At 62.8% G+C, this 21364-nt stretch carries 18 protein-coding genes; 15 read left to right on the top strand and 3 right to left on the bottom strand.

Annotated features, from left to right (window positions below; all coding sequences use genetic code 11):
• Positions 1 to 109: 109 nt before the first annotated feature.
• The 6 genes from DND132_RS11185 to DND132_RS11160 all read left to right on the top strand — a co-directional run bounded on the left by DND132_RS11185 (position 110) and on the right by DND132_RS11160 (position 7864).
• Complete coding sequence (locus tag DND132_RS11185) at positions 110 to 760, top strand: TetR/AcrR family transcriptional regulator (protein WP_014322854.1); 651 nt, start codon at positions 110 to 112, stop codon at positions 758 to 760.
• The gene (locus DND132_RS18320) at positions 757 to 1836 is read left to right on the top strand and encodes an HlyD family secretion protein (protein WP_014322853.1); all 1080 of its coding nucleotides are present in this window, start codon (positions 757 to 759) and stop codon (positions 1834 to 1836) included. The genes DND132_RS11185 and DND132_RS18320 overlap by 4 nt, the downstream gene beginning before the upstream one ends.
• A complete protein-coding gene (rbbA, locus tag DND132_RS11175; protein ID WP_014322852.1) occupies positions 1833 to 4574 on the top strand; it encodes a ribosome-associated ATPase/putative transporter RbbA in 2742 nt (913 codons plus the stop codon). Before DND132_RS18320 ends, rbbA begins: the two co-directional genes overlap by 4 nt.
• A 2-nt stretch (positions 4575 to 4576) precedes the next feature.
• Positions 4577 to 5716 carry an ABC transporter permease gene (locus DND132_RS11170; RefSeq protein WP_014322851.1) on the top strand — a complete coding sequence of 380 codons (1140 nt, stop codon included), beginning with the start codon at positions 4577 to 4579 and terminating at the stop codon, positions 5714 to 5716.
• Positions 5717 to 5945: 229 nt separating this feature from the next.
• The gene (locus DND132_RS11165) at positions 5946 to 6935 is read left to right on the top strand and encodes an acyltransferase family protein (protein WP_014322850.1); all 990 of its coding nucleotides are present in this window, start codon (positions 5946 to 5948) and stop codon (positions 6933 to 6935) included.
• Between the two features lie 188 nt (positions 6936 to 7123).
• Positions 7124 to 7864 (top strand): transporter substrate-binding domain-containing protein, encoded by a 741-nt coding sequence (locus DND132_RS11160; RefSeq protein WP_148266988.1) that lies wholly within the window; start codon positions 7124 to 7126, stop codon positions 7862 to 7864.
• A 98-nt stretch (positions 7865 to 7962) separates the two neighbouring features.
• Here DND132_RS11160 and DND132_RS11155 read toward each other — a convergent pair whose 3' ends face one another.
• A complete protein-coding gene (locus tag DND132_RS11155) occupies positions 7963 to 9240 on the bottom strand; it encodes an MFS transporter (protein ID WP_014322848.1) in 1278 nt (425 codons plus the stop codon).
• A 306-nt stretch (positions 9241 to 9546) separates the two neighbouring features.
• Between DND132_RS11155 and DND132_RS11150 the strand changes: the two genes are divergently transcribed.
• Entirely contained in the window at positions 9547 to 12369 is a 2823-nt protein-coding gene (locus DND132_RS11150; RefSeq protein WP_190275283.1) for a DUF2339 domain-containing protein, read from the top strand.
• A 340-nt stretch (positions 12370 to 12709) separates the two neighbouring features.
• Complete coding sequence (locus DND132_RS18315; RefSeq protein WP_014322846.1) at positions 12710 to 13426, top strand: hypothetical protein; 717 nt, start codon at positions 12710 to 12712, stop codon at positions 13424 to 13426.
• A gap of 105 nt (positions 13427 to 13531) precedes the next feature.
• On the opposite strand, the gene DND132_RS11145 is transcribed toward DND132_RS18315, so the two are convergent.
• Together DND132_RS11145 and DND132_RS11140 are read right to left on the bottom strand one after the other, a co-directional pair.
• Positions 13532 to 14782: a type II toxin-antitoxin system HipA family toxin gene (locus DND132_RS11145; protein WP_014322845.1), complete on the bottom strand. Its 1251-nt coding sequence runs from the start codon at positions 14780 to 14782 to the stop codon at positions 13532 to 13534.
• An 8-nt stretch (positions 14783 to 14790) separates the two neighbouring features.
• A complete protein-coding gene (locus tag DND132_RS11140; RefSeq protein ID WP_014322844.1) occupies positions 14791 to 15132 on the bottom strand; it encodes a helix-turn-helix domain-containing protein in 342 nt (113 codons plus the stop codon).
• A gap of 347 nt (positions 15133 to 15479) precedes the next feature.
• On the opposite strand from DND132_RS11140, the gene DND132_RS18310 reads away from it, so the two are divergent.
• The 7 genes from DND132_RS18310 to DND132_RS18045 all read left to right on the top strand — a co-directional run bounded on the left by DND132_RS18310 (position 15480) and on the right by DND132_RS18045 (position 21358).
• On the top strand, positions 15480 to 16100 hold the full coding sequence (locus DND132_RS18310; protein WP_190275282.1) for a restriction endonuclease subunit S: 621 nt from the start codon (positions 15480 to 15482) through the stop codon (positions 16098 to 16100).
• A 10-nt stretch (positions 16101 to 16110) separates the two neighbouring features.
• Entirely contained in the window at positions 16111 to 17619 is a 1509-nt protein-coding gene (locus DND132_RS11130) for a type I restriction-modification system subunit M (protein ID WP_014322842.1), read from the top strand.
• On the top strand, positions 17616 to 18641 hold the full coding sequence (locus DND132_RS11125; protein WP_014322841.1) for a virulence RhuM family protein: 1026 nt from the start codon (positions 17616 to 17618) through the stop codon (positions 18639 to 18641). The genes DND132_RS11130 and DND132_RS11125 overlap by 4 nt, the downstream gene beginning before the upstream one ends.
• Positions 18641 to 18913, top strand: coding sequence for a hypothetical protein (locus DND132_RS18525; protein WP_190275281.1), 273 nt, complete (start codon positions 18641 to 18643; stop codon positions 18911 to 18913). The genes DND132_RS11125 and DND132_RS18525 overlap by 1 nt, the downstream gene beginning before the upstream one ends.
• Positions 18910 to 20127 carry a restriction endonuclease subunit S gene (locus DND132_RS17705; protein WP_014322840.1) on the top strand — a complete coding sequence of 406 codons (1218 nt, stop codon included), beginning with the start codon at positions 18910 to 18912 and terminating at the stop codon, positions 20125 to 20127. The genes DND132_RS18525 and DND132_RS17705 overlap by 4 nt, the downstream gene beginning before the upstream one ends.
• A 129-nt stretch (positions 20128 to 20256) precedes the next feature.
• The gene (locus tag DND132_RS11110) at positions 20257 to 21081 is read left to right on the top strand and encodes an HAD family hydrolase (protein ID WP_014322839.1); all 825 of its coding nucleotides are present in this window, start codon (positions 20257 to 20259) and stop codon (positions 21079 to 21081) included.
• Between the two features lie 49 nt (positions 21082 to 21130).
• Positions 21131 to 21358 carry a DUF2188 domain-containing protein gene (locus DND132_RS18045; RefSeq protein WP_014322838.1) on the top strand — a complete coding sequence of 76 codons (228 nt, stop codon included), beginning with the start codon at positions 21131 to 21133 and terminating at the stop codon, positions 21356 to 21358.
• The last annotated feature ends 6 nt before the right edge of the window (positions 21359 to 21364 follow it).

Below are 21364 nucleotides of genomic sequence, written 5' to 3'. Positions count from 1 at the left end.
GGCCGGACGGCGGACGGCCGGAGCGCCGTCCGGCGGGGGGTTCCGGTTTCGCCGTCGTTCCGCGCGGGACGTCTTGACTTTCCTTAGTGAATGGTCATTAACTAATCGTATGAGGAAGCGTCTCGACAGCGACGTCCGCAGGGGACAGATCGCGGAAGCGGCCCTGAAGCTGGTGGTCTCCGAGGGGATCTCCGCCCTGACGGTCAAGAATATCGCCCGGCAGGTGGGGGTCACGCCCCCGGCCCTGTATCGCCACTACGCGGGCAAGACCGAGATCCTGGCCGCCGTGGTGGAGCACATCAGCGGCGTGTACGCCGAGAGCCGGAGACGGGTGTTCCGGGAGGCGGCCGGGCCGGTGGCCCGGTTGCGCGGCCTTTTTTTCTCCCAGGTGCGCCTGTTCGAGCGTCATCCGGCCGTGCCGGTCTTCTTCTATTCGGACCTGCTCTGGCGCGAGGAGCCTTCCCTGGGCGAACGGTTCAAGCGCCATCTGGAGGAGTTCGCGGACGAGGTGTCCGCGGTCATCCGCCGGGGCCAGGACGAAGGGGGCATCCGGGCCGACGAGCCGCCCGAGCGGCTGTTCGTCGCCTTTCTCGGGCTGTTCTCCACCCTCGGCATCCTGGCCGGGCGCGGGCTGTGCCATGTGGACATGGCCGCCCAGGCCGAGACCAACTGGAAGATTTTCGAGACTTACATCACCGCTGCGGATGCCCCCTCGGGACGGGCGGGCAGGGAACGCAACAACTGCGAGGTGGTCCCATGAAGCGCAAGTTCGGCCCGTGGCTGACGGGCATCGTCATACTGATCGTCCTGGGCGGCGGGGCCGGGGCCTGGTACTGGCTCAACCTGAACACCCTCGAGGAGGGATTCGCCGAGGGCAACGGCCGCATCGAGGCCACCGAGATCGACGTGGCCGCCAAGTGGGGCGGCAAGGTGGCCGAGGTCCTGGCGGACGAGGGCGACTACGTGCAGGCGGGCGACGTGGTCGCGCGCATGGACATGCAGACCGAAAAGGCCCAGGTGGCCGAGGCCGAGGCCGACCTGGCCAAGGCCGGAAGCGCCCTGGAAACGGCCAGGGCCCAGGTCTACCAGCGCCAGGCCGAGGTGGCCACGGCCCAGGCCGACCTGGCCCGCCAGAAGAGCCAGCTGGACGTGGCCCGCAAGAGCGACAAGCGCATCCAGACCCTGGTCAGGAGCGGGGTGGTCTCCCAGCAGGATGCGGACAACAGCCGCGGCGACCTGCAGACCGCCCAGGCCGCCTGGCGCGCGGCCCGGGCCCAGGTCAAGGCGGCCGAGGCGGCCGCCGAGGCGTCCAAGGCCCTGGTGGCCCAGGCCCAGGCCAATATCAAGGCGGCCCAGGCCGTGGTCGACCGGCTGAAGCAGGTCCTCGAGGACGGCGTGCTGCGCGCGCCCAAGCCGGGCCGGGTCCAGTACCGCGTGGTCGAGCCCGGCGAGGTGGTCGCGGCGGGCGGCAAGGTGGTCAGCCTGGTGGACCTGAGCGACGTGTACATGACCTTCTTCCTGCCCGAGGTCCAGGCGGGGCGGACCGCCATGGGCGGCGAGGCCCGCGTGGTCCTGGACGCCGCGCCGGAGTACGTCATCCCGGCCAATATCTCGTTCGTGGCCAGCGTGGCCCAGTTCACGCCCAAGAGCGTGGAGACCAGCGACGAGCGCCAGAAGCTCATGTTCCGCATCAAGGCGCGCATCGAGCCCGAGCTGCTCCGGCGCTACGCCCGGTACGTCAAGACCGGCCTGCCCGGCGTGGCCTACGTCCGCCTGGACCAGACCAAGGCCTGGCCCGACCGGCTGGCCGTGCATCTCCCGGAGGAGAAGAAGTGATCCCGGAACCGGAGACGCCCTCCCGGCCGGACCCCGTGGTCCGGCTGACCGGCGTGACCCACCGCTACGGCCGCACCCTGGCCGCGGCCGACGTCTCCCTGGAGCTGCCCGCCGGGAGGATGGTCGGCTTCATCGGCCCGGACGGGGTGGGCAAGTCCACCTGGCTCGGGCTCATGGCCGGGGCGCGCAGGATACAGGCCGGCGAGGTCATGGTCCTGGGCGGGGACATGCGCGACAAGCGCCACCGCGAACGCCTCTTCCCTCGCATCGCCTATATGCCCCAGGGGTTGGGCAAAAACCTGTACCCGACCCTGTCCGTACGCGAGAACATCGACTTTTTCGGCCGGTTGTTCGGCCAGTCCCGGTCCGAGCGCGACCGGCGCATCCGGGACCTGCTCCGCAGCACCGGCATGAGCGACTTCGCGGACCGGCCCGCGCGCAAGCTGTCCGGCGGCATGAAGCAGAAGCTCAGCCTGTGCTGCGCCCTGGTCCACGACCCGGACCTGCTCATCCTGGACGAGCCCACCACCGGCGTGGACCCGCTCTCGCGCCGCCAGTTCTGGGAGCTCATCGAGCGCATCCGGTCCGGGCGGCCGTCCATGAGCGTGCTCATCGCCACCGCCTACATGGAGGAGGCCGAGCGCTTCGACTGGCTGGTGGCCGTGGACGACGGCAAAAAGCTGGCCGAGGGCAGCCCGGCCGAGCTGCGCGAGCGCACCGGGGCGAGCTCCCTGGAGGGGGCCTTCCTGGCCCTGCTGCCCGAGGACCGCAGGCGCGGCCACCACGAACTGACCATCCCGCCCCTGCACAAGGGCGACACGGTCATCGAGGCCGAGGGGCTGACCATGCGCTTCGGCAGTTTCACCGCCGTGGACGACGTCAACCTGTCCGTGGACCGGGGCGAGATATTCGGCTTCATCGGCTCCAACGGGTGCGGCAAGTCCACGACCATGAAGATGCTCACCGGCCTGCTCGAACCGACACGGGGCGAGGCCCGACTCCTGGGCCGCAAACTGGACGCCCGGAACATGGCCACCCGGCGGCGCGTGGGGTACATGTCCCAGGCCTTTTCCCTGTACGGCGAGCTGACCGTGCGCCGCAACCTGGAGCTCCACGCCAAACTCTTCCACCTCACCCCGGACCTGGCCCGCGAACGCATCGAACGGCTCGAGGAGCGCTTCGGCCTCAAGCGCTTCGCCGACGACCGGCCCGACGACCTGCCGCTGGGCATCCGGCAGCGGCTGCAACTGGCCGTGGCCGTGATCCACCGGCCCGACGTGCTCATCCTGGACGAGCCCACCTCGGGCGTGGACCCCGTGGCCCGCGACCGCTTCTGGGAGCTGATCATCGACCTGTCGCGCCAGGACGGGGTGACCATCTTCATCTCCACCCATTTCATGAACGAGGCCCTGCGCTGCGACCGCGTCGCCCTGATGCACGCGGGCCGCATCCTGGACACGGACACCCCGCGCGCCCTTAAGGAGAAGCGGGGGGCCGCCACCCTGGAGGAGGCCTTCATCGGCTACCTCGAGGACGCCTCGGGCGAGACCGGCGAAGCCCCGGCCGGGCAGGGGACCTTCGCCGCCGGAGAGCGGGCCGGGCGCGGGGTGGCCCATCCCCGGTTCAGCCCGGCCCGGCTGTTCAGCTTCACCATCCGCGAGTCCATGGAGCTCAAGCGCGATCCCATCCGGCTGGGCATGGCCCTGTTCGGCACGCTCCTGCTCATGCTGGTCATCGGCTACGGGGTCAACCTGGACGTGAACAACCTGTCCTTCGCCGCCCTGGACCAGGACCAGACCACGGCCAGCCAGAGCTACATCCTGGAGTACGAGGGGTCGCGCTATTTCTCGGTCCGGCCGCCGGTTTCGAGTCCGTCCGACATGGACCGGCGCATGGTCGCGGGCGAACTGTCCGTGGTCATCCAGACCCCGCCGGACTTCGGCCGGGACCTGGACCGGGGCGACGCGCCCGAGGTCGGGGCCTGGATCGACGGGGCCATGCCCAGCCGGGCCGAGATCGCCCGGGGCTACGTCCAGGGCGTGCACAACCAGGCCCTGTCCCGGCTGGCCGCCCGGACGGGCGGATCGGGCTCCCTCTACGGCATGCCCGTGCGCTACCGCTACAACCCGGAGATGAAGAGCATCATCGCCATGGTCCCCAAGGTCATCCCCCTGCTCCTGGTCTTCATCCCGGCCATGCTCACCGCGCTGGGCGTGGTCCGCGAGAAGGAAATGGGCTCCATTCTCAACGTCTACACCACGCCGGTGACCAAGTTCGAGTTCCTGGTGGGCAAGCAGCTGCCCTACATCGCGCTCTCGCTGATCAACTTCGCGTTCCTGTTCCTCATGGCCGTGTTCCTGTTCCGGGTGCCCTTCACCGGCAGCCTGCCCGCCCTGGCGGCGGGCGCGCTGGTCTACGTGGTGGCCACCACCGGCCTGGGGCTGCTCGCCTCCACCCTGACCTCCAGCCAGGTGGCGGCCATCGCGGGCACGGCCATCTTCACCCTGCTCCCGGCCATCCAGTTCTCCGGGCTCATCGACCCGGTCTCCACCCTGGAGGGCACGGGCCGGATCATCGGCTCCCTGTACCCGACCACCTACTACCTGCTCATCAGCGAGGGGACCTTTTCCAAGGGGCTGGGGCTGGCCAGCCTCGCCGGATTCTTCTGGCCGCTGCTGGCGGCCATCCCCGTGACCACCATCCTGAGCGTGCTCATGCTCAGAAAGCAGGGGGCCTAGCCATGGGAAGCGCGTTCCTGGGCAGCCTGTCCAACATCTTCTCCCTGGGGATCAAGGAGTTCCGCAGCCTGCTCTACGACAAGGCCATGCTCTTCCTGATCCTGTTCATGTTCACGGGCACGGTCTACGCCGACGCCAGGGCCAAGCCCGAGTCCCTGAACCGGGCCACCGTGGCCGTGGTGGACGAGGACCGTTCCCAGCTGTCCTCCCGGATCATCGCCGCCCTGCACCCGCCGCAGTTCATGCCCCCCGAGCGCATCGACCTGGCCGAGATGGACAAGGGCATGGACTCCGGGCAATACACCTTCGTCCTGGACATCCCGCCCGACTTCCAGCGCGACGTCATGGCCGGGCGCGCCCCGGACCTGCAACTCAACGTGGACGCCACGCGGCTGTCCCAGGCCCAGACCGGGACCAGCTACCTGCAGAACATCGTGGACGGGGAGATCCGGGCCTACGCGCAGCGCCACCAGTCCTCGGCGGCCTCGCCCATCGGTCTGAACATCCGGGTCTTCTTCAATCCCAACGTCAGCCAGTTCTGGTTCGCGGCCATCAACTCCATCGTCAACAACATCACCCTGCTGGGCATCCTGCTGACCGGGGCGGCGCTCATCCGCGAGAACGAGCACGGGACCATCGAGCACCTCCTGGTCATGCCCGTGACCCCGCTGGAGATCATGATCTCCAAGGTCTGGTCCATGGGCTTGGTGGTCCTGGTGGTCTCGTCCCTGTCCCTGCACGTCATGGTCCAGGGCGTGCTCGGCGTGACCCTGAACGGCTCGACCCTGCTCTTCGCCTGCTGCACCCTGCTCTACCTGTTCGCCGCGGCCTCCATCGGCATCTACATGGCCACCCTGGCCCGGACTATGCCCCAGTTCGGCCTGCTGGCCATCCTGGTCCTCCTGCCCCTGGAGATCCTGTCCGGCGGCACCACCCCGCGCGAGAGCATGCCCCAGGCCATCCAGTGGATCATGTCCCTGGCCCCGACCACCCACTACGTCTCCCTGGCCCAGGCCATCCTCTTCCGGGGCGCCGGCCCCTCGGTCATCTGGCCCGACTTCCTGGGCATGGCCTCCATCGGCACCTTCTTCTTCTGGTTCGCCCACCACCGGCTGCGCCGGATGATCAGCTCCCTGCACTGACCGGCCGGGGGGCGCAGGCACGGGCAGACGGCAATATTCGCTTTCCAATGTTGCGGAAAACGACTATGTCTGGGGCGAAGGTGTGACCCCTAACAAGCTTGTTCCCTTTGAGAACCTGGCGGGGCTCCCCGCGCGGACCCGTTGCCGCCCGGCCAGGCGGCGATGACGGGCGGGGGGTGTCCGGCGCAAGGCGCCGCCCGGCAGCAACCCAAAGCGTTCCGGAGCGATCATGGATTCCTCGACCCGACCCGCCAAGGTGGAATACGTCAATCTCTATCTGCTGCGGCTGGTCGCCATCCTGCTCATCGTCAACGCCCACATGGGCGAGGTCTATCCGCGCGCGTCCATGGCCATGGGCGGCTACCTCGGCAATTCGCTGTTCTATTTCGTCTCCGCCGTGGGGCTGTCCCTGAGCCGCTCCGTCAACCTGTCCTACCTGACCTGGCTCAAGAAGCGCTTCTTCAACCTGCTCCTGCCCATCGTCATCCTCTTCGCCCTGGTGGAGCTGAACCCGGCCAAGACCTGGGACATCCTGTACAACCTGCTCATTCCGCACAGCCTCGCGCAGAAGGGCAACTTCTTCACCAACCTCGTGGTCCTCTACCTGGTCTTCTGGCCCCTGCAGCGGCTGTCGTTCCGCGCCCTGGGCTGGCTGCTGGCCGGGCTGATGACCGTGCCCTGCGTGCTCCTCGCCCTGCACGCCGTGCCGCTGAATCCCGGCACCTCGCCCGCCCAGGCCTTTTTCCCGGTCTCGGCCTGGATGAACTTCGTGTCCGGCATGCTCGTGGCCCGGCTCATGCAGCGCGGCCGGTTCCGCGCGCCCGGCGCGGCGGCCTGCGCGGCCGGGGCCGCCCTGTTCGTCCTGTGCATGGCGGTCCACCACGCCCTGGGCCGGTCGTCCGTGGACCTGGTCCGCCTGCTGGCCATGCACGTGAACCTGCTGACCGTCCTGGCCCTGTTTTATGCGACCCTGCTCGCCAACCGGCTGTCCGCCGACGCCCCCCTGGCGGCCGCGGCCAAGGGGCTGTCCCTCCTGTCGCTGCCGGTCTACGCCATCCACTTCAAGGTCCTCCACGTGATCCGGCCCCTGGACCTGAACCCCTACCTCAAGGTGGCCCTGATCGTGGTCGTGGCCTTCATCCTGGCCAAGCTGTTCGACCTCGTCTATTCGCGCATCCGCGACAGGGGCAGGAAGCTGATGGGGCTCGAGACCGCCTGACCCGGCGCGTTCGGGCACCCGGCAAAACGCATCTATTTTTTGCCAGTGGGCGGGAAATGGCGTAGGCAGTGACATGCCCCGCCGCGCGCGCCCCGGCAAGGGGGAGCGGCGGCCCCGACGGTTCGCTTCAATCCATGGAGGAGAGTGCTCCCATGACCAAAACATTTGGCGCTTTACTGGTGTGTTTCATGCTGCTTTGCACCGTTTCCAACAGCCAGGCCCGCAGCTTCGACGACATCGTCGCCAGCGGCACGCTGCGCGTCGGCACCACCGGGGACTACAAACCCTTTTCCTTTGACAACAACGGCACCTACGAGGGTTTCGACATCGCCGTGGCCCAGAGCTTCGCCGACCGGCTCGGCCTGAAGCTCGAACTGGTCAAGACCACCTGGAAGACCCTCATGGCCGACCTCAAGGCCGACAAGTACGACATCGGCATGAGCGGCATCACCCGGACTATCGCCCGGCAGAAGGAGGCCCGCTTCTCCCAGGGCTACGTCATGTTCGGCAAGACCATCCTGGTGAACCGGGACAACGTGGCCCGGTTCAAGTCCCTGGCCGACGTGGACGTCAAGGGCGTGCGCATCGGCGTGAACCCCGGCGGGACCAACGAGAAGTTCGTCAAGGCCAACATCAGGAACGCCGAGGTGGTCATGTTCGAGTCCAACCTGGCCATTCCCCCGGCCGTGGCCGTCAAGAAGGTGGACGTGATGATCACCGACAGCGTGGAGGCCCTGTACTACGCGGCCACCGACGCCAACCTGTCCGCCCCCCTGGCCGACGCCCCCTTCACCCGCGCCGAGCTGGGCTACCTCATGCCCGCCTCGGCCGAGCGGTTGCAGGACACGGTCGATTTCATGATGGACCAGATGATCCTCAAGGGCGAGATGGCCGACCTCCGGCAGCAGTACCTGCACATGACCGAATAGCCCGGCCTTGCCCGGCCCGGAAACGCGAAAGCCCCCGCACGGAACGCCGTGCGGGGGCCTTTTCGTCGGTCCCGGCGGGCTTCCCCGGCCGGGCGCGGTCAGGCGTTCTTCGGCCGGGTGGCCGCCAGGCCGCACAGGATCATGATCACCGAGGCGCAGACGAGCAGGATCATGCCGCTTTGCCAGCCGCCCGAAACCTCGCGCAGGTGTCCCACGGCAAAGGGGCTGGCCGCGGCCACGATGTAGCCCGCCGTCTGGACCACGGTGGACATGCTCCTGTTCTCGTTCAGGTCCTTGGCGTGGTTCATGATCATGCTGAAGATCACGGTGAAGCCGCCCCCCGAGGAAACCCCGCCGCAAAGGACCCAGACCACCCACCAGGCGGGCGCGAGCCAGAACCCGGCCGCCGTGAGCAGCCAGGCCAGGGTCACCACCAGAAACAGCCCCCTGTCGGCGAACCGCTGGGTCCCGGCCAGCAGCGGGAGGCCGAAGGAGCCCAGCAGGCCCAGCAGCTGGAACAGGGACGCGACCAGCCCGGCCCGGGCGTCCGTCATGGACAGGGTCTGTTCCAGGTACACGGGAAGCCAGGCCGTGAGGCCGTAGAACAGGAAGGTGTGCGCGGCGAAGGACGAGGACAGGAGCCAGACCAGGGGGCGGCGCAGGACCGATGCCGACGGGGCGGGCGACGCACCCGGTCCGGTCTTTTGCGCCGGGGTGTCCCCGGCGGCCCGGGGGTCGGTCCAGGCGGCCTTGCGGCGCTCCACGACGACCGCCAGCCAGAGCCCGAGGCCGACCAGGGCGAGGGCGGCCGGAAAGGCGAGGGCGTATCGCCAGCCCAGGCCGTGCGACAGGGGCGCGGTCAGGGCCATGGTGCCCATGGAGCCGCAGGACATGCCGCAGACGTAGAGCCCGGTCATGGCGCCGATGCGCTGCGGAAATTCCCGGCCGATGACCAGCAGGGCCGCGATGTTGCCCATGGTCAGGGACACGCCGATGACCACCGTCCCGGCCACGGCCAGTCCGATGCCCCCTGTGGAACGCAGCACCGACCCCAGCACAAGCCCCATGAGCGTGGCGAAGACGGAGGTCTCAAGCCGGATGCCCTTCATGCAATAGCCCACGAGCGGGGTCAGCAGGCCGAAGCAGAGCACGGGGATGGAGGTCAGGAATCCGGCGAAGCCGCCGGAGATGTCGAACAGGGCCCGCAGCTCCTGGATGATGGGCGGCAGGGAGGTGATGGCCGCCCGCATGTTCACGGACAGCGCGAAAAAGGCCAGGATCATGAGGAAACGCCCGTGACGCTCTTGCCGGGGCCGGGCGTCGTCCCGGTCCGCCGGTCCGTCGCCCGGGCGCATGGTCTCCGTGTTCTCGTCCATTTGCGATGGTTCTCCAAATTCATGAACGCCGCAAGGGCCTGTCGGGCTCCGCGCGGCTGGGGATTGTCAACGGTTCTCTTCTTGAAGCTTCAGCGGGCGGCGCGAACGGCCTGGCGAACGACCAAGGAAGGAGAATGGGCCGGGGGGATACAAACATCGAACCCGACGGCTTGTAAAGGTCCTTTCAGCGGCAGGGGCGCCGTTGGTTTATCCCGTCATCCTGAAAGGTTGCTGTAGCTTCTTGTTTTTGCTAGATAACGGATGCTGCGTATATGGCTTGCCGGGAGGCGTTCCTTGGAGATGCTCTTGCTTATCGGTCTCGGTTGGGTGGCGGTTTCCATCGTTCTTCCCATTTATTGTCTGGTCAAGGTCAAGGGGCAGTCGGCCCGCATGGAGGCGCTGGTCACCCGGCTGGGGTCCCTGGAAAAGGAACTGTCCCGGCTCGCCGCCGCCCGGCGGGACGGGGAGCGCCCGCCCGCGCCCGAGCCGGACGAGGCCCCGGACGAGACCCCGGTCGAACCTGCCCGGAAACCAGCGGCCGACTTCACCTATGAGGCCTCCCCCGCCTGGACGCCCGCGCCCGAGCCGGAGCCCCAGGCCGTGCCCGTGCCTGAGCCGAAACCGGAGCCCCTGGTTGCGCCCGTGCCCGAGCCCCAAGCCGGAGCGGGCGGCGAAGCCATGGCCCGCCGGGCGGCCGAACCCGCGACCTCGCCTTTCGAGCCCACGCCCGTCGAGCCCGCGCCCGTTGGCGGCGAGGTGCCGGAAGACGCCACCCCGGCGCGCGGCATGGAGTGGCGGCTGGGCGCCCGGCTGCCGGTCTGGCTGGGCGGGGCCGCCCTGATCCTGGCCGGAATCTTTCTCGTCAAGTATTCCATCGAGCAGGGGCTGCTCGGCCCCCTGGGCCGGTGCATCCTGGGCGGAGTGTTCGGCGCGGCGCTCCAGGCGGCCGGACTCAACCTGTACCACCGCGAAGGCGTGGTGGACCGCGAGCGCATGGCCATGTCCCTGGCCGGTGCCGGGCTGGCCATCCTGTACGGCACGCTCTATGCCGCCTCCGTGCTCTACGGCCTCATCCCGCTGTGGCTCGGCTTCCTGGGCCTGGCCGCGGTCACCGCCGGGGCCGTGCTCGAATCCCTGCTCATGGGCGAACCCATCGCCCTGCTCGGCATGGCGGGCGGTTTCGCGGCCCCCCTGCTCGTGGGCCGGGCCTCGCCGTCCCCCGTGGTCTTCTTCGGCTATCTCATCCTGCTGCACGGCGGCCTCCTGTTCATCTGCCGCCGCAAGGGCTTTTTCCTGACCGCCGTCCTGTCCAACGTCCTGGTGGCCCTGTGGCTCGGCTATTGGCTGGTCCGGGTGATCTCCCCGATGGACCAGAGCGTGCTTCTGGGATTCATCCTGCTCGACGCGGGCCTCATCGTCCGGCTCCTGTGGCAGCGCTCCGACGCCGAGGTCCCGGACGACAAGTTCCTGCCGTCCAACCGCTGGAGCCTGCTCAGCATCGCCTCCGTGGCCTTTGCCGTGGTCCTGTCCTCGGGCATGGGCCATCTCTATTCCGGCAACGCCGTCAACCTGATCTTCCTGCTCGTCCTGGCCGCCGGGATCATGGTCCTGTGTTGGTTCCAGGAGCGGACCTATCTTCCGGCGGCCTACATGGCGGCCGTCTTTCTGGCCGTGGTGGGAGCCGAGGCCCTGCCCTCGGCGCCTTCGCCCTACCATCTGTGGCTGGCGGCCTATGCCGGGGTCTTCTGCCTGGGCGGCATCCTGCTGTTGATGCAATCCGAGACCCCCGGCAAATGGACGCCCCTGGTCCTCGGTGCGGGCGTGGCGGCATTCTATCTCTTCCACCGGGATTTCGGTCGGCTCATGCCGGTGGCCTTCTGGTCGGCGGCGGCCTCGGCCCTGGGCGCGGTCGCCCTGGGCATGGCCCCACGGGTGGGACGGCTGCGGGACGATCCGGCCACACGCAACGCGGCCCGCGCCTTTGCCTGGGTGGGCGGCTTCGGGTTTCTCTGGGCCGTGGCCTACGGCCTGTCGTCCCATTACGAGGCGTTGGGGTACGCGGCCCTGATCGCGGCCGCAGCCCTGCTGTGGCGGTGGACGCGGGAAGAGGCCTATGGCCATCTCCCGCTGCTGCCCCTGGCCGCGCTCGCGTACAAGACCGTGAGCCTCGGCATACTCCCGTGGACGATCACCCTGTTCGGCGCGACGCTGCACGCCTTTTCCCGTCCCTACTGGCTCGAAACCGCCACCTTCTCCCTGCTGCTGCCGTGCGTCCTCGTCATCGGCGCGCTCGTGCTCGTCCGCGACCTGCCCCGGCTTTCCCGGAGAGGGCTGGAGGGCGCGGCCGGCATCCTGCTGGCCCTGAGTTTGGCCGTCCTGGTCAGGGCTCTGGCCTCGGGCGGCATCCCGCAAGGCCTGTCGTCCCTCATCGAGAACGGGCTGGTCACCAACGGCCTGTTCGTCGCGGCCTTTGCCGGGTTCCACCTTGCCCGGCGCAGCGAGGACCATTCCCTCAACTGGGTCGCCCTGGGGCTGGCCGCCCTGGCCGTCTGGCGGGTCGCCTGCCTGGACGTGGCGCTCAACCCCTGGCTGCGCGGCATTTCGGTCGGGAGCGTCCCGGTCTTCAACCTGCTCCTTGCGGAATACATCCCGCCCATCGTCTGGCTGAGCCTGCTCGCCCGGCTTCTCAGCCCCCTGGGCATCCGGTTCATCGGCACCGGCTCCCGGGTCTTCTGCCTGGTTCTCCTGTTCCTGCTGGTCACCCTGGAGGTCCGCCAGGTCTATCACCCCGTGGGGCTCGGCCTGGGGGCGACCACGGACCTGGAGATATTCACCTATTCGGTCGCCTGGATCGTCCTCGCCATGGCATTTCTCATCATCGGGACCATCCGGGGCAACCGCATGCTCCGGCTGGCCTCCCTGTGCCTCATGGCCCCCTCGGTGGTGAAGATCTTCCTGTACGACGCCTCGGAGTTGACGGGCCTGCTGCGCGCCTTCTCCTTCCTCGGCCTCGGCGTCTGCCTGATCCTCATCGGCTGGTTTTATTCGCAGTTCGTGTTCAACGACCAGCCCCTCAACCGCGAGACCTTCAAGAAAAGCTGGCGGGCCTTCCTGCCGCAAAAGAAGTAGAACGGGCCGGGAAAACGGCGAGCGGCCAAAACAAAAAACGGGTTACAGCTTCCGCTGTAACCCGTTGTTTTGTCGGTGGCGTCCCCAAGGGGGTTTGAACCCCTGCTGCCGGCGTGAGAGGGTATATTGAAAACCACGGGAGGCCGCTTACCTACGTGATTTCAGCCAGTTGCAAACGCCACCAACGCCACGAAAAGCACGTTTGACACGTATGGAGCCACGGACGAGCCACGTGGAAATGGGTCTCCCCGGCAATCTCAGCCGTGGCCATCGACTTTCAAATATTTGTTGACGACACCTGCTCTTTATGCTATTGTAATATAAAAGAAAAGAGGTTAACATGGCCACCTGCACCATTTCTCATGACGACTTCGTGTGTTTCTTGGGTCCCAAGGTACGCAATAATATCAAGGAAACTACCCGGCAATATAAGAAAAATGCCGTTTGTGATTGTTGCGGGAAAAAAAGATCGTTGCAATCCGCTCATCTAATGACCAGAAAAAGAAATGATATCATAAAAGAATGTTTGGAGCGTTCTGAAAAAGTAGGTTCCGAATATTCTATCGAAATAGAAGAAATGGTTCATCTGATAGAGGTGTCACATTATCCGATATCAGAAACATGTGCATTTTTGTGTAAAGAATGCCATGGGAAGTATGATAATGAAGATGAAGAAACTGTTTCCAAGGTCAATCACGCTATTTACAGAAAAGGCAGAATAAAATCTTTTGTTGAGATAAAGGGAACAAAGTTGCCAACGGCCTTGGGCAATGAAACAAGTAAAGATTATTTGTTTCTTGTCATGGGCATATTGGTTCAAAAACTTTCACCTAAGGATATTGGCCTTTTGCAGGACCATGCCTTTTGTCGAAAAGTATTGGGTTTGGGGCATCCGGTTTTGACGACAGATCCCTTCAAGGTTTTTGATGCCAACGGACGGCGGCGGTATTATAAGGACGCCTTGGGGAAATACTTTTTGTGCATGGAATGGAAAAAAGAGAACTTTCCCCGGCTTGCCAGGATGCTGAACGATTACAGCATCAAGTATTCAAATTGATTTTGCCCGGGCCGAGACGGGAACGACTTGTTTACGTGCGAGGCGCTTGAGTCCCCGAGGAATGGCGTGATCACGTTGTTGGTTCGAGAAAAGCGAAGGGCTGAATTATCCCCCTTCCAAAAGGGCAACCCGGTACGCCTCCTCGATCAACCGTATTTTCGCTTCCGGCACGCCTGCCCGCTCATTCTCTCCCTGCCAGTTTTCGCGCACCAATACGGCCATGCCCAGGGCGATTTCCCGGGCCTTGGGCAAATCGAGATCGAAATCAGCACATCGTGACAACGCGTTGTCGAGCGTAGCAACCCGGCCCTGTTTGCCGATGCCCAGGGTCAGGCGGCTGGCGTCGTCGCCGTCGCGCTGGGGTTGCGGCACGATGTCGTAGGCGGGTGAGAGCCGCCATTTGCCGCTTGCGGTGTCGTAGAGGAAGCCGTGGTTCTTGAGGTGGTCGTCCCAGTTGTTGCACAGGATGTTGAAGACCATGCGGCGGAACAGCTCCTCAAGGTCGGCCTTGAGGTGGCCCGCCACCCCGAAACGGCGCAAGGCCAAGGCGATGTCGCCGTAGGTTCCGTTCGCCATGTCGTCGGCCCCGGTGAGCGTCATGGCTGACAGGAAGTGATGGCGCATGGGCGGGTTTCCGCCCCGGTCGAACCGGGCGGCCAGGAATACATCCCGTCCGCCCACGTCCACCACCAGGCATTCGGGAACCCGGATGCCGCATTTCGCGGCCAGCCGCATGGCCGCCAACTCGATGCGGCAGGTTGGCCACTGTTCCAGCTCCCGCGAGAATTTGGCGATCCAGGACCTGCCCTCGTACTCCACGGCCGCCTTGGGCTGTGCGCCGCCTACGGACGAGCCGCGAATCAGAAAGCGCCGTTGGTCGGCGGGCAAGGCCTCGTGATTGAGGACCGCATCCACGTCCCGGAGCATGGCGGCCAGGTCAAGGCGGTCGCCGGGGATTTCCTCGGGCCGCCAGACAGGCGTCGCCGGTCGCGGGCCATTCAGATCCGGCCCGAAAGCGAGCGCGCCGATGCGGTCCTCCTGGTTCAGGACAGTCAGATAGTCGAATTCCGAGGGGACAACCCCGTCCCGTTCCGCAGCCCGATCCAGTAGGTGGCGGCCCCATCCGTCCGGGCTGGCGTCCTGGAAGGCCCGGAACATGCCTCCGGCATGATATTCGGCCTGCCCCAGCGGCAACTGAAGCGGATCAACGGGTGCGGCATCCCTTCGTTCCAGGTAACGCCGACCATAGGCGAAGGCGGAGACCACCTCCCGGCCGTCCTGGTGCATGGTCAGCAGTCCCGCCGGGACGAATTCGCCGCCAAGATGGATATAGACGTAGGTTTTGTCCGTGGGCATGCGGCCTCCTAGAAATCAAGGTCGTCACGCTTCTTGGTGCGGACTCGCTTTGGGCTTTTCAACTGTTGGAGAGACTTCCCGACGTCGTCCATGTCCGGATCGGCCACTTGGCCAAGCCCTGCGGCCAGCCCCAGCACGTCTAGGACCTGCACCAGGATGCCGATGCCCACCGACGGTTCGCCGCGTTCAAGCCGCCCCAGGGCGGCATGACTGGTCGATGCCCGTGTGGCCAGCTCGACCTGCGTCATCCCTCGACGCACACGTGCTTCCTTGATGTTCGCACCCAGTTGTTTCAACGTCTCCGCAGCATCGGGGGACAACGCCTTGCTTGCGAGCGATGTATTTCCCATGCGCACCTCGCTTGCTAACATGAATATTAGCTTAAATCGTTTTGACTAATATATATGTTAGTCTTTGCGACTGTGCAAGTTGAAAATGGAAAGAGCGTTGCCCAAGTGAAAAGGTCGTTCACTAGGGAGGGGGCGGCAAGAGGTTAGAAATATTTCTGGGGTGGAAAACAAGTCCAGAGATGTTGGGAGCCCCAGTGCTGTTGCGCGGCAAAACGGCCAATAGGTTAACGCTTCAAACTGGGATATGGGGGCGGCGATCAGTACCCCAAAGTGTATCCAAAATATTTTTTGCATCAAAATGCAAACTGCACTTGACGAGCTGGTCCCGCTTGCTTATATCGAAACACATGATTCGAGAAAAAACAAAAAGCTTGGTGCATTCAAAATGCCAATCGGCTCCCTTGAAGCGCGTGGCGAAATTGTTCGCCGGGCATCCGTTCCGGGGCAGGATTGAACACGATCCGGAAGGTACGATATCCGTGGTCCAGCTCAAGAATGTGGACCCTGTTCTGGGCGTGAACGAGAAGCGGTTGCCCAAAGTCGTACCGACTGGGCGCCGCCGCCCGACATTTCTGGAGGAAGGGGATATCCTTTTCGTAAACCGCGGGATGCGTTTTTTCGGAGCGCTGGTCGACAAGCCGCTTGAAAAAGCCGTGGCCGCACCGCATTTTTTCATTATCAAGGCCAACCCCGCGTTGGTTCGCCCGGATTATCTGGCCTGGTTCCTGAACGGCAAGCAGGCCCAGCGATATTATGGGCAGTGCGCGGCCGGGACGGCCTTGCCGCATATCACCCGAAAGACGTTGGAGGCGCTTCCGGTTCCGGTGCCGTCTCTCGAAAGGCAAGCGCTGATAGCCAAGGTCTACCAGTGTGGTTTGCAAGAAAAAATTTTGACGGAACGGATCGTGGAGCAACGGGAATTGTTGTTGTCCGAGATATTGGACGCCGCATCGCAAGAGAAAAAATAACGGAGAATATATGACCACCACCAAAGTGAACCAGAAAGAGATCAATGATATCCTTTTCAAGGCGTGCGACACCTTCCGGGGAATCCTCAACGCCAGCCAGTACAAGGATTATATCCTGGCGATGCTTTTCGTGAAGTATCTCTCGGACGTTTACCGGGAGCGGTATGACGAGTTGAGCCAGCAGTTCAAGGGTGACAAGGAGCGCATCGGACGCCGTCTGGCCAGGGAGCGTTTCGTCATGCCGGAAGGGTGCACCTTCTATGACCTTTACGACCAGCGCAACGCCACCAATGTGGGCGAGGTCATCAACACCACCTTTGAGAAGATTGAAGACGCGAACCGTGCCAAGTTGCAGGGTGTCTTCCGCAATATCGATTACAATTCCGAGGCGAATCTCGGCAAGACCAAGGACCGTAACCGTCGTCTGAAGAAGTTTCTGGAGGACCTCAATGATCCTCGCCTGGACCTGCGCCCGTCGCGGGTGGGCAACCTGGATGTCATCGGCAATGCCTATGAATACCTCATCGCCAACTTCGCCGCCGGCGCGGGCAAGAAGGCCGGGGAATTCTACACGCCGCCGGAGGTCTCGGAGCTGATCGCGGAACTGGTCGCCCCCCAGCCGGGCGAGCGCATCTGCGATCCCGCCTGCGGTTCGGGCTCGTTGCTCATCAAGTGCGGCAATCGGGTTCGCTGGACGTCCGAGGATTTTTCCCTGTACGGGCAGGAGATCAACGGAGAGACCTGGGCGCTCGCCAAGATGAACATGTTTCTGCACGGCATGGACCGGGCCAGGGTCGAATGGGGCGACACCCTGCGTGAACCCAAGCTGATCGAGGACGACACCACCATGAAGTTCGAGGTGGTCGTGGCCAATCCGCCCTTCTCCCTCGACAAGTGGGGCTACAAGTCGGCCCAGAGCGATCCGCATAATCGGTTCCACCGCGGCCTGCCGCCCAAGTCCAAGGCGGATTACGCTTTCATCTCGCACATGATCGAGACCACCACTCTGGAATCCGGGCGGGTCGGCGTGGTCGTGCCGCACGGTGTTCTTTTCCGGGGTGGCGCGGAAGGCAAGATCCGGCAGCAACTCATCGAGGAAAACCTTCTGGACGCGGTCATCGGCCTGCCCGCGAACCTGTTCTTTGGCACGGGCATCCCGGCGGCCATCTTGGTGTTCAAGCGCAACCGGCCCGACAAGGATGTCCTGTTCATCGACGCCAGCCGGGAATACGCCGACGCCAAGAATCAGAACAAGCTGCGTCCCGAGAATGTCCGGAAGATCGTGGACACGTACAAGGCCCGCGAGTTCGTGGACAAGTACGCCTATGTGGCCGGGTTCGATGAACTCAAGGAGAACGATTTCAACCTGAACATCCCCCGCTATGTGGACACCTTCGAGGAAGAGGAAGAAGTGGACATCGCCAAGGTGCAGGGCGAAATCGAGGAACTGGAAAAGGAGTTGGTCGAAGTCCGCAAGGAAATGGCCGGATACCTGGAAGAGCTGGGGGTGCTGCGATGAGTGAAAAAAGCCTGACCCCCATGGATCAGACCACGGAATTCCTGCTGTATACCGCCCCGGGCGGCAAGGTGGCCGTTGAGGTCTTCCTGCACAACGAGAATATCTGGCTGCCGCAAAAGCGGATCGCCGAGCTATTCGGAGTCGGTGTCCCGGCCGTTTCCAAGCATCTTGCCAACATATTTGAAAGCGGAGAATTGGCCGAGGATTCAGTTGTTTCCGTTTTGGAAACAACTGCCGCAGACGGCAAGAATTACAAGACAAAATACTACAATTTGGATGCCATCATCTCCGTCGGTTACCGGGTGAACTCGTCCAAGGCCACCCAGTTCCGTATCTGGGCCACCGAACGGCTCAGGGAGTTCATCGTCAAGGGGTTCGTGCTGGACGACGAGCGGCTCAAGAATGGCCGCTATTTCGGCAAGGACTATTTCCGGGAATTGTTGGAGCGGGTCCGGTCGATCCGGGCCAGCGAGCGGCGCATTTACCAACAGATCACCGACATCTTTGCCGAGTGCAGCGAGGATTACGACAAGAATTCCGAGGAAGCGCATCTGTTTTATGCCCATGTGCAGGACAAGTTTCACTTTGCCATCACCGGGCAGACTTCAAGCGAGCTGATCCATCAACGGGCCGACGCCGACAAGCCGAGGATGGGTTTGCAAACCTACAAGAACGCCCCGGATGGCCGGGTTCTGTTGTCGGACACCAAGGTCGGGAAGAATTATCTGGCCGAGGACGAGATCAAGCAACTGGAACGGACGGTATCCAGCTTTTTCGATTACATTGAGCGGATCATCGAAAGCCGCACCACGTTCACCATGAGGGCCTTTGCCGACAGCGTGAACCGTTTCCTGGAATTCAACGAGTACAAGGTGCTGGAAGGCTACGGCTCCATCTCCCGCAAGCAGGCCGATGCCAAGGCCCGTGCCGAGTACGAGAAGTTCAACGCGACCCAGCGTATCGAATCGGACTTTGACAAGGCGGTGAAGGCGATCGAGGCAAAGAAGGAAGGTGGGGAATGATGGTTGAAAAAAATATCACCGAGCTCGCTGCCAACCTGTTCCGAGCCACGCAGACCGAGGAGAAGCTCCGGCGAGAGAATCTCCGGGGCAAACAAACGGCCAACCAGACCCATTTCGAGGTCGGCAAGAAGGTCCGCCAGACCATCAAGGAGCTGGGCGGAACCATGCCCGAGGAACTGCCCGTGCCGGATGAGGACCTGGCGAAGGTCGCCCGGCGCGTGAAGGCTGCGGAGAAGAAGGCGCTTGGGGCGAAGAAGGATGGTGGGGAATGATTCCTGAAGGGTGGCAGAAAGCAAAAGGTGTGGAGATAGCGGATAAGATTACCAAGGGAGCCTCCCCGAAGTGGCAAGGCTTCGAGTACCAAGAGAATGGGATTTTGTTCGTCACAAGCGAAAATGTGAGGGACGGCTTTTTGGATATTTCTAGGCCAAAGTTCTTGCCGGACGAGTTTGGCGAAAAGATGAAGAACAGTCGCTTGGCTGATGGAGATATTCTCATAAATATTGTGGGAGCTTCTATTGGCCGTAGTTGTATATATGAGAACAACGGTGTCCCTGCGAACATCAATCAGGCCGTTTGTTTGTTGAGATTGAAAAAAGGCTATAATGTCCGCTTTTTCTCACTGTATCTCCAACTTCCAAGTACGGTTAGGATGCTTTTGGGTATCCAGTCAGATTCTGCGCGTCCTAATCTGTCCTTGGCAGATATACGAAACTGCTTGTTCGTTTTTCCCAAAGAACAAGAACAAAAGGCCATTGCCACCATCTTGTCCACCTGGGACCGCGCCATCGAGAAGGCCGAGGCCCTCATCAAGGCCAAGGAGCGACGGAAAACGGGTCTCATGCAGCGACTTCTGACGGGCAAGGTTCGGTTCGGGGAATTTGCCGGGGAAGCGTGGAAGGAAGTTCCCTTGGGCACTTTGTTCGAACCGGTCGCAGATACCGTTGGGGACAAGGATATCCCCCCCTACAGCATTTCCGCCGGAATCGGTTTTGTCTCCCAGCGCGAAAAATGGGGCAAGGACATCGCCGGTCGGCAATATGCCAACTACACCCATTTGCGGAAAGGCGAGTTTGCCTACAACAAGGGCAACTCGAAGAAATACCAATGCGGCTGCGCCTACCTTTTGCGCGATCAGGACGAGATTTCCGTCCCGAACGTCTTTATCAGTTTCCGCCCCAAGTCCGATCAAGTCTCGGCCGATTTCTATGAACATTTCTTCATCGCCGATTACCACGCCAGGGAATTGAAGCGGTACATCACAAGCGGAGCCCGTTCCGACGGTCTTTTGAATCTGAACAAGAAGGATTTTTTCAAGATCAACGTCCCGTGCCCACCACCCAGGGAACAAGAGGCCATCGCCAAAGTCCTCAATGCCGCCGTCGCGGAAATAGACGAGCACCGCAACCAGCTCGCCGCCCTCAAGGAACAGAAAAAGGGCCTCATGCAGCAATTATTGACCGGAAAAGTGCGAGTAAAATCATAACGCGTGCAAATTAAAATTAACTATAAAAGATAGTTGCGAGCACGCGGCGTGAAGGCTTGGCTTCGGGGACCGGAGAGAGTATATTTTGAAGTCTAGAAAAAATCTAAAAACAATTCTGAAGGGGGCCGCATGAGCTTTCGCAAACAGAGAATTGCATTTGTCTACGACTTCGACGGCACGCTTGCCCCCGGGAATATGCAGGAATACGACTTCATCCCGAAACTCAAGCTGACCAGTAAAACGTTCTGGAATGAGGTGAAAAGGCGCGCCAAGGATCAGCAGGCAGATGAAATTCTTGCCTACATGTATCTGATGCTTCGAAAGGCCAAAGAAAACGACATGAGGGTCACGCGGCAGGACTTCAAACAATACGCCAAGAGAATCGAGATGTTTCCCGGGGTCTCGGGATGGTTTGACCGAGTTGACGACTACGCCAAAGAAAAAGGGCTGATTCCCCAACATTACATCATCTCCTCCGGCATACGGGAAATGCTTTTGGGAACGAGCATTGCCAACAAATTTACCGATGTGTTCGCTTCGTCGTTCATGTACGACCAGCATGGCGTCGCCGAGGCCCCAGGGCTTGCCGTCAACTATACGACCAAGACGCAGTTCCTGTTTCGGATTAACAAAGGGGTTCGGGATATCTGCGACAACAAGAAGATCAACCAGTATATCGAGTCCGATCAGCGGGAAGTGCCGTTCACCAATATGATTTTCATCGGCGATGGGGCGACGGATGTCCCGTGTATGCGGCTTGTCAAGGCGCAGGGGGGACACTCCATCGCTGTCTATAAACCGAAGACTTCGAAGGAGCTTGCCGAGCAACTGAGGAGCGAAGGCCGGGTTCATTATGTGGCCCCGGCGGACTACTCGAAAGGCAAGCACATGGACAAGGTAGCCCATGCCATCATCGATAAGGTGGCGGCATACTGGGCGGCAAAGAAATTGTAATTTTCGCATCCGGGCAACCGGGAAATGAGCACCAAAGGAGGTGATACGAATGAGCGGTAAAGACATGCATGTCACGCCCCATCCTGATGGTGGCTGGCAAGGCAAGAAAGGCGGCGCAAAGCGCGCTTCCTTCAAAGCCGAAACCCAGGCCGAAGCTCGGGAACGAGCCATTGACCAGGGGAAACGGGAAGGTCTTGAGGTCAGCATTCACGGAAAGGATGGAAGAATCCGTGAAAAAAACAGCTACGGCAACGACCCATACCCGCCCAAAGGGTAGCAGGCT

This window comes from Pseudodesulfovibrio mercurii, assembly GCF_000189295.2.
Taxonomy (GTDB): Bacteria; Desulfobacterota; Desulfovibrionia; order Desulfovibrionales; family Desulfovibrionaceae; genus Pseudodesulfovibrio; species Pseudodesulfovibrio mercurii.
This window is presented reverse-complemented; position numbering and strand designations above follow the sequence as displayed.